Source organism: Mesorhizobium sp. M7A.F.Ca.CA.004.12.1.1 (assembly GCF_003997835.1).
GTDB lineage: Bacteria > Pseudomonadota > Alphaproteobacteria > Rhizobiales > Rhizobiaceae > Mesorhizobium.
Window position 1 is genome coordinate 1 of sequence record NZ_RZRK01000061.1, and the last position, 13,463, is coordinate 13,463.

Here is a 13,463-nt window from a genome sequence, read left to right on the forward strand (position 1 = left end):
ATGGTCAAGGACGCCGAGGCCAACGCCGAGACCGACAAGAAGCGGCGGGCGCTGGTCGAGGCCCGCAACCAGGCCGAAGCGCTGCTGCATTCCTCGGAGAAGTCACTGAAGGAATATGGCGACAAGGTTTCGGAAGGCGAGCGCACGGCGATCTCCGACGCGATCGCGGCGCTGAAGACCGCGACCGAAGGCGACGACCCGGCCGACATCGAAGCCAAGAGCCAGGCGCTTGCCGAGGCTTCGATGAAGCTTGGCCAGGCCATGTACGAGGCTTCGCAGAAGGAAGCGGCGGAAGCCGACGCCAAGGCGGACGCCGCCAAGGACAGTGACGTTGTCGACGCCGATTTCGAGGAAATCGACGAGGATGACGACAAGAAGAAGTCGGCCTGAACCGTTTGACGGCAAGGTAAAGCGAAAAGCCCGGAGAAGGCCGGGCTTTATTGCAACCCCTTGCAGAAAAACAGCGGGCCTGGTTGAAAAAATGCAGGCAAAGCCGCGTCGACACTGGCATCCCCCTACCATCGCACCTAAATCGAAGCGTCAGTGCCGGCAAAGAGACGCAACAATGCTTCAAGACGTTGAGCATCCGGACAGCGGGAAAAAATGAAAGCTGATTTCTACGAGACGCTGGGCGTCCAAAAAGGCGCCGACGAGAAGGAGCTCAAGAGCGCTTTCCGCAAGCTCGCCATGCAGTTCCATCCCGACCGCAACCCCGGCGATCATTCCTGCGAGCACAAGTTCAAGGAAATCAACGAAGCCTACGAGACGCTGAAAGACCCGCAGAAGCGCGCGGCCTACGACCGCTTTGGCCACGCCGCCTTCGAACAGGGCGGCATGAATGGCGGCGCGCAAGGTTTTGGCGCCGGCGGTTTCGCCGATATCTTCGAGGACATTTTCGGCGACATGATGGGCGGGCGCCAGCGCCGTTCGTCGGGCGGCCGCGAACGCGGCGCCGACCTGCGCTACAACATGGAAATCACCCTGGAAGAGGCTTTTGCCGGCAAGACCGCGCAGATCCGGGTGCCGGCGTCGATCTCCTGCTCTGAATGTTCGGGCAGCGGCGCCAAGCCCGGCACCCAGCCCGTCACCTGCTCGATGTGCAACGGCCACGGCAAGGTGCGCGCCACGCAAGGTTTCTTCTCGATCGAACGGACCTGCCCGCAATGCCAGGGCCGCGGCCAGACAATCAAGGATCCGTGCCCGAAATGCGCCGGCCAGGGCCGCGTCACCGAGGAGCGTTCGCTGTCGGTCAACATCCCGGCCGGCATCGAGGACGGCACCCGCATCCGCCTTGCCAATGAGGGCGAAGCCGGCCTGCGCGGCGGGCCATCGGGCGACCTCTATATTTTCCTGGCGGTCAAACCGCACGAGTTCTTCCAACGCGACGGCGCCGACCTGTATTGCAAGGTGCCGATCTCGATGACGACGGCAGCCCTTGGCGGCTCCTTCGAGGTGACGACGCTGGACGGCACGCAGACAAAGGTCAAGGTGACCGAGGGCACGCAGAACGGGCGCCAGTTCCGTCTCAAGGGCAAGGGCATGCCTGTGCTGCGTCAGCCCAATGTCGGCGACCTCTACATCCAGACCGCGGTCGAGACGCCGCAGAACCTGACCCGCCGCCAGCGTGAGCTGCTGGAGGAGTTCGAACAGCTCTCCTCGCAGGACAATTCGCCCCAATCGAGCGGCTTTTTTGCCCGCATGAAGGATTTTTTCGAGTCCTTTGGCGAACGTTGATGCACTTTGGCCAGCCTAAGCCGATTTGCAACGCGTAAATCCTTGAATCGCGTCACCCCTTGAGACGCGACGAAAATTATCTTATCCACGACATGCGTCCGGCCGCGCCTTGCCTAGCACCGCTCAGGTGCTAAGTAACTTTGCGGGAAGCGCTGAGGAGAGCTTGCATGACACGTGGCCCTGGACTGCGGAAGGCGCTTGTCGAAAAGTTCGACGACGAACTCAAATTCTTCAAGGGCTGGATCGACAAGCCGAAGGCGGTTGGTTCGATCGTGCCCACCAGTTCGGTCACCGCGCGCAAAATGGCCTCGATCGTCAATCCTAAATCCGGCCTGCCGGTGCTTGAGGTCGGCCCCGGTACCGGCGTGATCACCCGCGCCATCCTCGCTCAGGGCGTGCGGCCCGAAAACCTCTACGCGGTCGAGTATTCCGCGGATTTCGTCCGTCATCTGCGGCGGCTCTATCCCGGCGTCAACGTCATCGAGGGCGATGCCTTCAATCTCAACGCCACGCTTGGCGACAAGAGCGGGATGATCTTCGATTCCGTCGTTTCCGGCGTGCCGCTGCTCAACTTCCCGGTCGCCCAGCGCATTGCCTATATCGAGAGCCTGCTCGACCGCATCCCGGCCGGACGGCCGATCGTGCAGCTGACCTACGGCCCGATGTCGCCGATCCCGGCCGGCCGTGGCAATTATACGGTCAAGCATTTCGATTTCATCCTTCGCAACATCCCGCCGACCCAGCTGTGGATCTACCGCCGCGAAGCGCATTAGTTTCTCGGAGCGGAACCGCTCGGCGACTCGCGCAAACTCTATGACTTCGTCATCCACGGGCGGAGCAAGGAGCGCAGCGACGCAGCGCAGACCCGAGGATCCATGCCGCGACTTCCGAGTGCACGCCACGGCGCAGAGTTCTGTTCCGCCGCACTCTACGGTCAAGGTCACGGAATGGATCCCAGGGTCTCCGCGACGGAGCTTCGCTCCTGCTTCGCCCAGGGATGACGAAGTTGGCGTTGATTTGCTCGATCCTTGGCTGTACCTGTCCGGGAGCAAGGGTGGCCAATGGCAGTGATCCCGAAAATCCTCGTCTTCGCCGGCTCGGTGCGCAGCGGCGCCTATAGCGGCAGGACGGCCGACGTGGCGCAGAAGGAACTTGCCATGCAAGGCGCCGAGGTGACCCGCATCTCGCTTGCCGACTATCCCTTGCCGATCCTGGACGAGGATCTGGAAAAGGAAAAAGGCGTTCCCGAAAACGCCCAGAAACTCGGCCGTCTGGTGATCGCCCATGACGGGCTGCTGATCGCCACGCCCGAATATAACGGCTCCATTCCGCCGCTGCTCAAGAACACGATCGACTGGGTGAGCCGGGTGCGCAGGGATGGCGGGCGGCCGGTGAGGCCACTTGCCGGCAAGGTCGTTGGCCTCTGTTCGTCCTCCAGCGGGCACTTTGCCGGCATCCGCTGCATCAACCATCTGCGCGCCGTGTTGGTACGTTGCCAGATGGAGGTGGTGACGCCGGAATGCTCGGTGCCCGAGGGTGGCAGCGCCTTCGACGAGGACGGCAATTTCCGTGACGAAAGACTGTACAAATCGATGGAGCATCTATGCCGCACGCTGATCGAAACCTCGCGCATGCTGTCCACCCGGATAGAGACATGATTGCCAGCACCTTGCAGGCCCAATCCATGCAGGAAAGGCTGATCGTCGGCCTCGACGTGCCGACAGTGAGAGAAGCCGAGCAGGCGGTGCGCGAACTCGACGGCGTCGTCTCCTTCTACAAGATCGGCTACCAGCTTGCCTTCGCCGGCGGGCTCGATTTCGCCAGGGAACTGACCAGCGGCGGCACCAAGGTCTTCCTCGACATGAAGCTGCTCGACATCGACCACACGGTGGCCAAGGGCGTCGAGAACATCGTCAAGATGGGCATGACCATGCTGACCATCCACGCCTATCCCAAGGCGATGGCGGCGGCGGTGGAAGCAGCGCGCGGCAGCGACCTTTGCCTGCTTGCCGTCAGCGTGCTGACCTCGATGGACGAGCAGGACATGATCGATGTCGGTTACGAGTACGACCCGCATACGCTGGTGCTGCGGCGCTCGGAACAGGCGCTGCATGCCGGCATGGGCGGCATCGTCTGCTCGGCCGCGGAGGCCGAGGCGGTGCGCCGCATCGTCGGACCCGACATGGCGGTGGTGACACCCGGCATCCGGCCGGCGGGCAGCGACCATGGCGACCAGAAGCGCGTCGTGACGCCGGGCCAGGCGATCCGCAACGGCGCCAGCCACCTCGTCGTCGGCCGGCCGATCATTGCTGCGGACAACAAACGGGAAGCGGCCGAAGCCATCCTCGACGAGATGCGCTCGGCCTGAGATTTCCAAGAACAAGTTCGGAGACCAAGAAAATGCCCAAGGGATACTGGATCGCCCGTGTCGATGTGCGCGACGCGGAAGGCTACAAGGACTATGTCGCCGCCGCCAAGCCTGCCTTCGAGCGCTTCGGTGCGAAGTTCCTGGCGCGCGGCGGCGAGCATGAAAAGGCCGAAGGCCCCGGCCGGGCACGCAACGTCATCATAGAGTTCGAATCGCTCGCCGCCGCGCATGATTGCTACCATTCGCCGGAATACCAGCGCGCCGTCGCCATCCGTCAGAAGGTCGCCGACGGCGAAATCGTCCTGGTCGAGGGCGCCTGATGTCCTTGCAAGCATAGTTCCGAAGAAGTCATTCCGGTTTTCGCCGGAGATCATTGCTCAAAATCGGATAAAGCCTGGCGGCGTTTGAAGCCCCGCAGGCGCATTTTACATATCTTTGCTCCGCGATTTCACGGTCATCTGCCTGGCGCAGTTGCCGGGTGCGGAGCCGTGCCGACGAGCGGTCATTCACGCGGGTCGGATCGCCGGTTGACATGCAGGTATTTACCTGCATATTGTGCCTACAACAAGGTGAGGCAGATGGACGCCGACAAGATTTTCAAAGCGCTGGGCGATCCGACACGCAGAAGGCTGCTTGACCTTCTGTGCGAGCAGAACGGGCAGACGCTCAGTCAGCTTTGCGACCATCTGGACATGGCCAGGCAATCCGCCACCCAGCACCTCGACCTGCTGGAGGCGGCCAATCTGGTGAGCACGGTCAAGCGCGGCCGCGAAAAGCTGCATTTCATCAATCCCGTGCCGCTGCACGAAGTCTACGAGCGCTGGGTACGGAAATTCGAACGGCAGCGGCTCAGCCTGCTGCACGACCTGAAGCAAGAACTCGAAGGAGAAGACCGATGACCAGGGAAACGACCAGCTTTGTCTACGTGACCTATATCCGCTCAACGCCGCAGAAGGTGTTCGAGGCCATAATCAAGCCCGAGATCGCGAAGCGCTACTGGGGCCACGAGAACGTCTCCGAATGGACGCCGGGCTCGAAATGGGAACATATCCGCGCCAATGACGAACAGACCGTAGAGCTCGTCGGCGAGGTCGTCGAGATTTCGCCGCCGACCCGCCTTGTCATCACCTGGGCGAATGCTTCGCAGGCCGACGATCCGTCGAAAACCAGCCGGGTGACGTTCGCCATCGAGGAATACGACACCATGGTGCGGCTGACCGTCAGCCATGACGAGCTCGAAGCCGGCAGCGGCATGGCGAAAGGCGTCAGCCAGGGCTGGCCGGCGGTGCTGTCGAGCCTGAAATCCTTCCTCGAAACCGGCAGCGGCATCGACATTTTCGCCAAGCCGAAATCGGCCTGATGTTGCGACCTCAAGCAGAATCAGGCCCGTGGAGAATGACAATGACCAAGCGTTATACCGGCGGCTGCGCATGCGGCGCGATCCGCTACGAAACCAATGACGAGCCGATCTTCCAGAACCACTGCCAGTGCAGCGATTGCCAGAAGCGCTCAGGCACCGGCCACGGATCCTACCTGACCTTCGGCCAGCGTGCCGATATGGCCATCACCGGGGAGGTGAGCACCTGGCGCGTGGCGGGCGCCAGCGGCAACGAAAAAATCCACACCTTCTGTCCAACCTGCGGAACGCCGGTCTTTCTGATACCCGTCGCCATGCCCGAGCTGATAGTGGTCCACGCGGCCAGCCTCGACGATCCGGAACAGTTCAGCCCGCAGATGGTGACCTACACGAGCCACGGCCATGCCTGGGACAAGATGGATCCGTCCTTGCAGGCGGTCGAGCGAATGCCGCAGTGAAACGCGTCCGCCCGTCGGCCCGCGATCTGCCCTCGCGCCTTCAGGCGCGATGCTCTTGGCCGATCAGCCGGCTCGCCGCTGTCTTGGCCATGGCGTCGGCCAGCTCGAGGCCCCATTGCTGGCGGCAATAGGCGCGGAAATCGAAGCAGGGCAGGCCGGGGCAGACCTCGAACTCGATGAGGTGGACGGTGTCGTCGGCCTCGACCCTGAGATCGATGGAAAACACATCGCGCAGGCCGAGCCCGCCCATCAGCCGCTCGGCGATCGCGCGAATCCTGGTGTCGGCGGCCGGCTGGCTGTCGGCAACCGCGACGAGTTCCGGCTCGGCGTAATGTCCCGCCGCTTTCGCTGCCTCCCCGGTGTCGCCGTAGAGCGCCAGGCTGTCGGCCATGGTCTGGAAATCGGCGCCTGAATCGACAAAAGCCACGCCAAGGGCTTCGACCCCGGCGCCAGGCACCAGGCCGAGGAAACTGGCGCGCACATTGCGGCCGGCGACATAGGGCTGGACGACGACATCGTCGCGATAGGCCGAAAAGACGCGCCGGCTAAGCTCCAGCGCATGGCCGAGGTCGGCCACACGCGAGTCCGGCCAGATACCGATCTTGGCGCCGAGCCGATTGGGCTTGACGAACCAGCCGGCGGGCGAGGCCGGCGGCTCGACCAGCCATTGGCCGTCGCGCGCGAGCCCGGCCTGCGGCACCGGCATGCCGAGTGCGCCGAGCACGGCTCCGGAGCGGAACTTGTCCTGACAGAGCGCGAACAGCGCATCATCTGCGCCGACCGTCTTGAAACCGCCCAATCGCGCCAGAGCGGGCGCCGCGCCGCCGCGGAAATAGGCGATGCCGTCGGTCAGCGTCCAGACCAGCGTCGTGCTGGGGTGCTCCTCGGCGAGCACCGTTGCGGCGTCGTCCAGCGCCACTGGCGCAAACGACAGGCCGCGTGCCTGGCAGGCGCGTTCAAGCGCCTCGAATTCAGGAGCGAGATCGGTAGACTGCGCCAGATAGGACGCGATTTCGGCGGCGCGCTGCGGTGCATGACCGTCGGCGACCAGACGGTCGAAACAAGCCTTCTCCGGCTCATGGACGAGGATCAGTCTTGGCTGGCGGCTCGGCATGAGATGAACGTTCCCCGGCAGTGCGATTGCCTACCATCGCACGGTCGAGGCGTCAGGCTCTCGCGAAACCGACACGGCGCGGGCGGTTGCGTGACAACGCACCGTCCGACCGCAGAATCCAGTTCGTTCAGGCGATCAGCACGCGCGGCTCGAAGCGGCCGTTGACGGGAATATCGAGCAGAAAGGTCATGCCGCCCTGCAGATCCAGCAGACGCTGCTTCTCATCCTTGCCCGACCAGGCGGAGGTGACCGCCAGCCGGTCAGCCTTGGCGCCGACAAAGGCCGGGCAGGATGGCTGCGTCACCGGCATGGCGACCGTGCGGACGAGCTTGCCGTCGGGTCCATAGGCTTCGATGACGCTGCCGCCCCAGACGGCATTCCACAGGATGCCGTCGCGGTCGAGCACGGATCCGTCGATATAGCCCTTGGCCGAGCGGTGATCGACGAACAGCTTTGGCTCACCGGCAGGCAGGCCGGTCGCCGGGTCGCAGGCGACGCGCATCAAAAGCCCGGTCGAGGTGTCGGTGTAGTAGGCGATTGCGCCATCCTCGGTAAAACAGATCGAATTGGAGACGGTGATGTCCGAAAACAGCCGGCGCAGTTCGCCTCTGAAAAACCAGTAGATCGAACCGGCGCCTTTTTCCTCGCCCTTGCCCATGGTGCCCATCCACAAGGCGCCGCAGGGGTGGACCCGGGAATCGTTGGAGCGTGTGACCGGATTGTCGGCCTCGACAGGCGTGTGCAGCGTCAGTTTGCCGGTCGCGACATCACGGACATAAAGGCCGGTTTCGGCGGCGATAAGCTGGCGCTTGTCGTCGATGACGGCGATGGCGCTCGCCATTTGGCCAAGCTCATGGACGGTGGCCGCGCCGCCGGACAGTTGCTTTTGCAGAAGCTGACCGTTGACGATGTCGAACCAGTAGAGCGTATCGGTGGCGGGATCGTAGCTCGGCCCCTCGCCGAGCTGGCAGACGTGATCGGAAAAAACCGTAACGATCGCTTCGCTCATCCTGCTTCTCCGAACACCGCATCCCAGGCCACGACGGCAGCATGTGCACGCGCGGCCACCTCGTCGACGCTCATGCCCGGCTTGAACAGGCTGGAGCCCAGTCCAAAGGCGGTCACGCCGGCCGCCTTGTAGCCGGCAAAATCTTTTTCGGAGACGCCGCCGACGGCACCGACCAGCGTTTGCGCCGGCAACACCGCGCGCATCGCGGAAATGCCGCCTGCACCCAGCACGCTCGCCGGGAAGAATTTAAGCGCCGAGGCGCCGAGCTTGATCGCCTGGAAGGCTTCGGTTGGCGTGAACACGCCGGGCATCGTCACCATGCCGTAGTGCATGGCGCGCGCCATCACTTCGGCATCGATGTTGGGACTGACCAGCAGCCGCCCTCCGGCCTGGTGCAAGCCATCGACATCGGCCGGCGTCAGCACCGTGCCGGCACCGACCAGCGCCGTTTTCGGCAGCACTTGGACGATGCGGGCGATCGACGAGAACGGTTGCGGTGAGTTCAGCGGCACTTCGATCGCCTCGATGCCGGCGTCGAACAGTGCCTGGCCCATGGCCATCGCCTCGGTGGGCTTGAGCCCGCGAAGGATGGCAACCAGGCCGCGCTTGAGTTTTGGAAACGGTGCGGTCTGGCTCATCGAGCTGCTCCAATTCTTGCGATCATGCCGTTCTCGCGCGCCGCCTCGACGAGACCTGCACGCACCGCCTCGTCCGCGTCGACGGCCCGGACCTCAAGTCCGGCAAGGCCGAGCGCCTCGCTGTACAGCGTTCCCAGCGCACCGGAGGCGACCAGCACCACGGGTTCCGCACCGGCGCCGTGCCGACGGCTGGCGGAGGCGATCTCGCCGCCGATCAGAAGGCCGGACAGGCAGGCTGCGGCATCGTCGGCTTTCAAATCCTGCAGCAGGCCGGCGGCGCGGATGGAAAACAGCCGCGAGGTGACATCGCCGCCATCGCTCAATGCGGTTTCGCACCAGCGGCGGAAGAACGGATTGTCCGATGTGACGGGCTTTGGATGTTCGCCGAGCGAATGGCGCAGGATCGAATGCGCGGCAAGCACCGAAAACAGCTCGCCGGTCGGCCAGGTGCCGAAGCCGGTGACAGTACCGTCCTCGACCAGCACCCATTTCGAATGGGTACCGGGCATGCAGACCAGCTGGCGCCCCCTGGCCGGCAGGCCGGCGCCGGCAAGCTGGGTTTCCTCGCCGCGCATGACGTCGGGCGCGTCAGTCAGTCGCTGGGCAAGGCCCGGAACGATGCGGATGTCGCGGCTCTGGCCGGGCACGCTGGCGGCACCAGCAAGGATGGCGCTAAGCGGCGCCGGCACGGTGACATAGGGCGCTTCCAGCCAGCCCTGGCGGGATCCGGCCATGCCGCAGATGATGACGGGCAGCGCCGCTGGTGCTCCCATCGCCGCCAGATGCCCTTCGAGGATGGTCGAAAAGCCCTTCTGCTGCGCCGTGATCAGGCCATCATCGCCACGGCGTTCAGCAAGCACCTTGCCTTGCCCGTCGATCAGCCAGACCCGCATGCGGGTCGTGCCCCAGTCGACGGCGGCGACCGCCGGCGCGTTCCCGGCTGGGCTCACAGGAAACCTCCATCGACGACCAGCATCTGCGCTGTCAGCATGCGCGAGGCGTCCGAGGCCAGGAACAGCACGGTGCCGACGATGTCGTCGGGCTGCATCACCTGCTTGATGCATTGCTTGGCGACATGGGCGGCAAGCCCCTGTTCGGTCACCCAGAGCTCCTTCTGCCGCTCGGTGATCACCCAGCCGGGCGCAATGGCATTGACGCGGATGCCGTCGACACCGAGCTTGCCGGCCAGCCCCTTGGTCAGACCGAGGATACCGGCCTTGGCGGCCGTGTAGGACGGCATGTCGGGGTGGTTGATCAGATAGGACGTCGAGGTGAAGTTGATGATCGAGCCGCCGCCCGCCCGCTTCATGCCCGGCGCCACCGCTTGCGCGGTGAAGAAATGCGGCCTGAGATTAATAGCCTGGTTGTTGTCCCAGAACTCGACCGTCACGTCCTCGACGGCGTGGCGTTCATCCCAGGCCGCATTGTTGACCAGCACAGTGACATCGCCATGCGCCTCGGCGGCCTTCGCGGCGGACGCCCGCAGGGCCTCGACGTCGCGTAGGTCGGTCTTGAGATAGAGCGGCCGCTTGCCGAACGCTTTCTCGATGCGGTCGGCAAGGGCCGTGCTTGGGCCGTCGGCGATGTCGATGAAGGCGACATTGGCGCCCTGGCGCACAAACCCCTCGGTCAGGGCAGCACCAATTCCGGAACCGCCGCCGGTGATCAGCACCGAGGCTCCTTCGAGGTCGGCAAAATGCGCCGATGGCATCATCGTTCCTGTCTCCCAGCGCATGACCCCGAAAATCGGATCGATTTTCGGAAAGGGATCATGCGCAAGATGTAAATTGCTACAGCGTCCTTTGCGCGTCCGAAAGGACGCGCGGCGCTGTAGCGTGATCGGCGCGCATCCTAGCCACGCAAGGCGCGTGGGCAAGGGCGAAAGATCGGATTTCTGGGCTTATGTCAGACAAAACGACAATGCGCCGCACCGGATGCGCATGGCGGCACCGTCGGGATTGCGGATCGCGGGGATCGCCGGTCAGATCGCCTTGGCGCGCAGGGCGCCGCGGAAGGAATCACGGAGATAGCCGAGCGTGGCGTCGGCATCGACGGGCTTGCCGAACAGATAGCCTTGCCCGCCGGCACAGCCGAACTGGACGAGGCGGTCGGCCTGCGCTTCCTGCTCAATGCCTTCGGCGACGACGTCCATGCCGAGCCCCTCGCACATTGCGAGAATGGCGCGGATGATGTGCTCCGAGGGACGGTCGTCGAGAATGGAGGAGACGAAGGCGCGATCGATCTTGAGCTTGTCGAAATGGAATTCGCGCAGACGGCCGAGCGAGGACTGGCCGGTGCCGAAATCGTCGAGCGAGACGCGGATGCCGACGCGGCGCAGATCCTCGACGATCTGCGCGGCAGAGGCCGGGTCGTTCATCAGGCCGGTCTCGGTGATCTCGATCTCCAGCCGGCGCGGATCGAAGCCGGTGCGATCGAGGATCGCCAGTATGTGCAGGCCGGTGTTCTGGTCGACGAGCTGCGATGGCGACAGGTTGAAGGACAGGAACAGGTCCTTCGGCCAGCTTCTGGCCGCTTCGGTCGCCTTGCGCAGCACCAGCTGCGACAACGGGCCGATGATGCCGCGCTCCTCGGCGATGGGAATGAAGACGGTCGGCGGCACCGAGCCGAGGTCGCGATCTGTCCAGCGCGCCAGCGTCTCGAAGCCGATGGTGCGGCGCGTGTTGAGGTCGACGATGGGCTGGAAATGCGGCTCCACCTCGCCGGCCGAGACAGCCCGGCGCAGCGCCTGTTCGATGCGGGTGACGCGCTTGGCCGCCTCTTCCATCTCACGGGTGTAGACGACGACGCGGCCACGGCCGGAACGCTTGGCGTGATAGAGCGCCGTCTCGGCCTTATTGATGAGGATTTCCGTGGTCTCGTCGCCCGAATAGAACAGCGAGCAGCCGACCGAGGCCGAAAGCCTGGCGGTGCGTTCGCCGACATCATAGGGCGCCGACAGGATCTCGATCAGCATGCGCGACTTTTCGGCCGCTGCATCCTCGCTGAACACCAGGGGATAGAGAAAGGCGAATTCGTCGGCACCGATGCGGCAGACCGTGGAATGGCCGTCCATCGAGGCGCGCAGCCGCATCGCCACCTGGATCAGGATGTCGTCGCCGGCCTTGTGGCCGAACAGATCGTTGATCGGCTTGAAGCCGTCGAGGTCGAGAATGCCGACGGTAAAGGGCGCGGGATCGTCGGCACGGTCGGCGATCAGGCGATCGACCTTGTCGAAGAAGCGGCGATGGTTGCCAAGCCCGGTCAACGGATCTGTGAATGCCAGATCCGTGCTCTCCCTGTTTGCCTGACCGGTGCCAAACGAAGTTTGCATCGGTGTCCCTGTTTTGTGACGTCGGAATTTATTTTCAGACTGGCAGCAAACCCTTTAGGAAACGTATCGCGAAATCGATTTTCCAGGGGCAACCGCGACTGTTTCGAAGGATCGATGAAAGCAGCGCATTCGGGTGTCGGATGCCAATCCCAGGAATGTCGCGATTGGCAGACGGGCAGTGAGCCTGTACAGGCAAGACAGTCGTCCATCCGAGCCGCCGGAGACCCGCCATGAAGCTGAAAATCGCCGTCCAGATGGACCACATCTCCACCGTGTCGATCGCCGGCGACACCTCGTTCGCGCTGTCGCTGGAAGCGCAGCGGCGCGGCCATGAGCTGTTCCACTACACGCCGGATCGGCTCTCGTTGCGCGACGGCAAGGTGTTTGCCCGCATCGAGGAAATGCAGGTGCGCGACGAGAAGGGCAGCCACTATTCGCTGGGCGAGAAGGTGCGTACCGACCTGTCGGAGATGGATGTGGTCCTGCTGCGCCAGGATCCGCCCTTCGACATGAACTACATCACCACCACGCACATCCTGGAGCGCATCCATCCGAAAACGCTCGTGGTCAACGACCCGGCCTGGGTGCGCAACAGCCCGGAAAAGATCTTCGTCACCGAATTTGCCGACCTGATGCCGGACACGCTGATCACCAAGGATCCGCTCGAAGTTGCCGCCTTCCGCAAGGAGTTCGGCGACATCATCGTCAAGCCGCTCTACGGCAATGGCGGCGCCGGCATCTTCCATCTGCTGGAGGCCGACCGCAACCTTGCCTCGCTGCTGGAAATGTTCGGCCAGATGTTCCGCGAACCCTACATCGTACAGCGCTATCTCAAGGACGTGCGCAAGGGCGACAAGCGCATCATCCTGATCGACGGCGAGCCGGTTGGCGCCATCAACCGGGTGCCGGCCGAGCATGATTCCCGCTCCAACATGCATGTCGGCGGCCGCGCCGAAAAGACCGAACTGACGGAGCGCGAACGCGAGATCTGCGCCCGCATCGGCCCATCGCTGAAGGAGCGCGGCTTCATCCTGGTCGGCATCGACGTGATCGGCGACTACATGACCGAGATCAACGTGACCTCGCCGACCGGCGTGCGCGAGGTCAAACGCTTCGGCGGCGCCGACATCGCCAGCCTGTTCTGGGACGCGGTCGAGGGAAAGCGCGGGTAAGCCGTTTTCATTTTGTCTTAACCATGTTCCGTTTTTGCAACCGCGCTCAATTCCGCTGCAACCCAAGCGGTCATGCGTTCCCGTAATGTTCTTGATTTGACCGGGGAAGTGTGATTGTCTTCCCGGCGGGCCATTCCTGGCCTGATCGCAGGGGCTGGGGCCAGCCTGAATTGGGGTTGCACGATGGTGGCGCGGGTTCGCACGGTCGCTTTCCAGGGCATCGAGGCCGTGCCGGTCGACGTGCAGGTGATGATCGCGCCCGGCAAGGTCAACATGCACATC

16 protein-coding genes and 1 pseudogene are annotated in these 13,463 nt (G+C 63.8%); 11 read left to right on the top strand and 6 right to left on the bottom strand.

Annotation, left to right across the window (positions count from 1 at the left end):
• The 9 genes from EN984_RS05385 to EN984_RS05425 all read left to right on the top strand — a co-directional run.
• A partial coding sequence (locus tag EN984_RS05385; RefSeq protein WP_164765382.1) for an Hsp70 family protein occupies positions 1 to 390 on the top strand: 390 nt, incomplete at its 5' end.
• 213 nt (positions 391 to 603) lie between these two features.
• Positions 604 to 1,734, top strand: coding sequence for a molecular chaperone DnaJ (gene dnaJ / locus EN984_RS05390; RefSeq protein WP_013528587.1), 1,131 nt, complete (start codon positions 604 to 606; stop codon positions 1,732 to 1,734).
• A gap of 167 nt (positions 1,735 to 1,901) precedes the next feature.
• Entirely contained in the window at positions 1,902 to 2,507 is a 606-nt protein-coding gene (pmtA, locus tag EN984_RS05395) for a phospholipid N-methyltransferase PmtA (RefSeq protein WP_023810874.1), read from the top strand.
• 288 nt (positions 2,508 to 2,795) lie between these two features.
• On the top strand, positions 2,796 to 3,392 hold the full coding sequence (locus tag EN984_RS05400) for an NADPH-dependent FMN reductase (protein ID WP_127266740.1): 597 nt from the start codon (positions 2,796 to 2,798) through the stop codon (positions 3,390 to 3,392).
• Positions 3,389 to 4,102: an orotidine-5'-phosphate decarboxylase gene (gene pyrF / locus EN984_RS05405; RefSeq protein ID WP_164748777.1), complete on the top strand. Its 714-nt coding sequence runs from the start codon at positions 3,389 to 3,391 to the stop codon at positions 4,100 to 4,102. The genes EN984_RS05400 and pyrF overlap by 4 nt, the downstream gene beginning before the upstream one ends.
• 32 nt (positions 4,103 to 4,134) lie before the next feature.
• Positions 4,135 to 4,422: a DUF1330 domain-containing protein gene (locus tag EN984_RS05410; RefSeq protein ID WP_023762651.1), complete on the top strand. Its 288-nt coding sequence runs from the start codon at positions 4,135 to 4,137 to the stop codon at positions 4,420 to 4,422.
• A gap of 258 nt (positions 4,423 to 4,680) precedes the next feature.
• On the top strand, positions 4,681 to 5,001 hold the full coding sequence (locus EN984_RS05415) for a helix-turn-helix domain-containing protein (RefSeq protein ID WP_127266739.1): 321 nt from the start codon (positions 4,681 to 4,683) through the stop codon (positions 4,999 to 5,001).
• On the top strand, positions 4,998 to 5,462 hold the full coding sequence (locus EN984_RS05420) for an SRPBCC family protein (RefSeq protein WP_127266738.1): 465 nt from the start codon (positions 4,998 to 5,000) through the stop codon (positions 5,460 to 5,462). The genes EN984_RS05415 and EN984_RS05420 overlap by 4 nt, the downstream gene beginning before the upstream one ends.
• Positions 5,463 to 5,503: 41 nt before the next feature.
• Complete coding sequence (locus EN984_RS05425) at positions 5,504 to 5,917, top strand: GFA family protein (protein ID WP_127266737.1); 414 nt, start codon at positions 5,504 to 5,506, stop codon at positions 5,915 to 5,917.
• A 40-nt stretch (positions 5,918 to 5,957) separates the two neighbouring features.
• On the opposite strand, the gene EN984_RS05430 is transcribed toward EN984_RS05425, so the two are convergent.
• From EN984_RS05430 to EN984_RS05455, 6 genes are all read right to left on the bottom strand, one after another.
• Positions 5,958 to 7,031 carry a D-alanine:D-lactate ligase-like protein gene (locus tag EN984_RS05430; protein ID WP_127266736.1) on the bottom strand — a complete coding sequence of 358 codons (1,074 nt, stop codon included), beginning with the start codon at positions 7,029 to 7,031 and terminating at the stop codon, positions 5,958 to 5,960.
• Positions 7,032 to 7,158: 127 nt separating this feature from the next.
• On the bottom strand, positions 7,159 to 8,040 hold the full coding sequence (locus tag EN984_RS05435) for an SMP-30/gluconolactonase/LRE family protein (RefSeq protein WP_127266735.1): 882 nt from the start codon (positions 8,038 to 8,040) through the stop codon (positions 7,159 to 7,161).
• A complete protein-coding gene (locus EN984_RS05440; RefSeq protein WP_127266734.1) occupies positions 8,037 to 8,678 on the bottom strand; it encodes a 2-dehydro-3-deoxy-6-phosphogalactonate aldolase in 642 nt (213 codons plus the stop codon). The genes EN984_RS05435 and EN984_RS05440 overlap by 4 nt, the downstream gene beginning before the upstream one ends.
• Positions 8,675 to 9,628 carry a 2-dehydro-3-deoxygalactonokinase gene (locus tag EN984_RS05445; protein ID WP_127266733.1) on the bottom strand — a complete coding sequence of 318 codons (954 nt, stop codon included), beginning with the start codon at positions 9,626 to 9,628 and terminating at the stop codon, positions 8,675 to 8,677. Before EN984_RS05445 ends, EN984_RS05440 begins: the two co-directional genes overlap by 4 nt.
• A complete protein-coding gene (locus EN984_RS05450) occupies positions 9,625 to 10,392 on the bottom strand; it encodes an SDR family oxidoreductase (protein ID WP_023814196.1) in 768 nt (255 codons plus the stop codon). Before EN984_RS05450 ends, EN984_RS05445 begins: the two co-directional genes overlap by 4 nt.
• Before the next feature lie 267 nt (positions 10,393 to 10,659).
• Entirely contained in the window at positions 10,660 to 12,009 is a 1,350-nt protein-coding gene (locus tag EN984_RS05455; RefSeq protein WP_023814197.1) for an EAL domain-containing protein, read from the bottom strand.
• 230 nt (positions 12,010 to 12,239) lie between these two features.
• Here EN984_RS05455 and gshB point away from each other — a divergent pair, with 230 nt between their 5' ends.
• Both gshB and EN984_RS05465 read left to right on the top strand, forming a co-directional pair.
• A complete protein-coding gene (gene gshB / locus EN984_RS05460) occupies positions 12,240 to 13,181 on the top strand; it encodes a glutathione synthase (protein ID WP_127266732.1) in 942 nt (313 codons plus the stop codon).
• A gap of 183 nt (positions 13,182 to 13,364) precedes the next feature.
• A pseudogene (locus EN984_RS05465) lies at positions 13,365 to 13,463 on the top strand (ATP-binding protein); the annotation flags it as partial.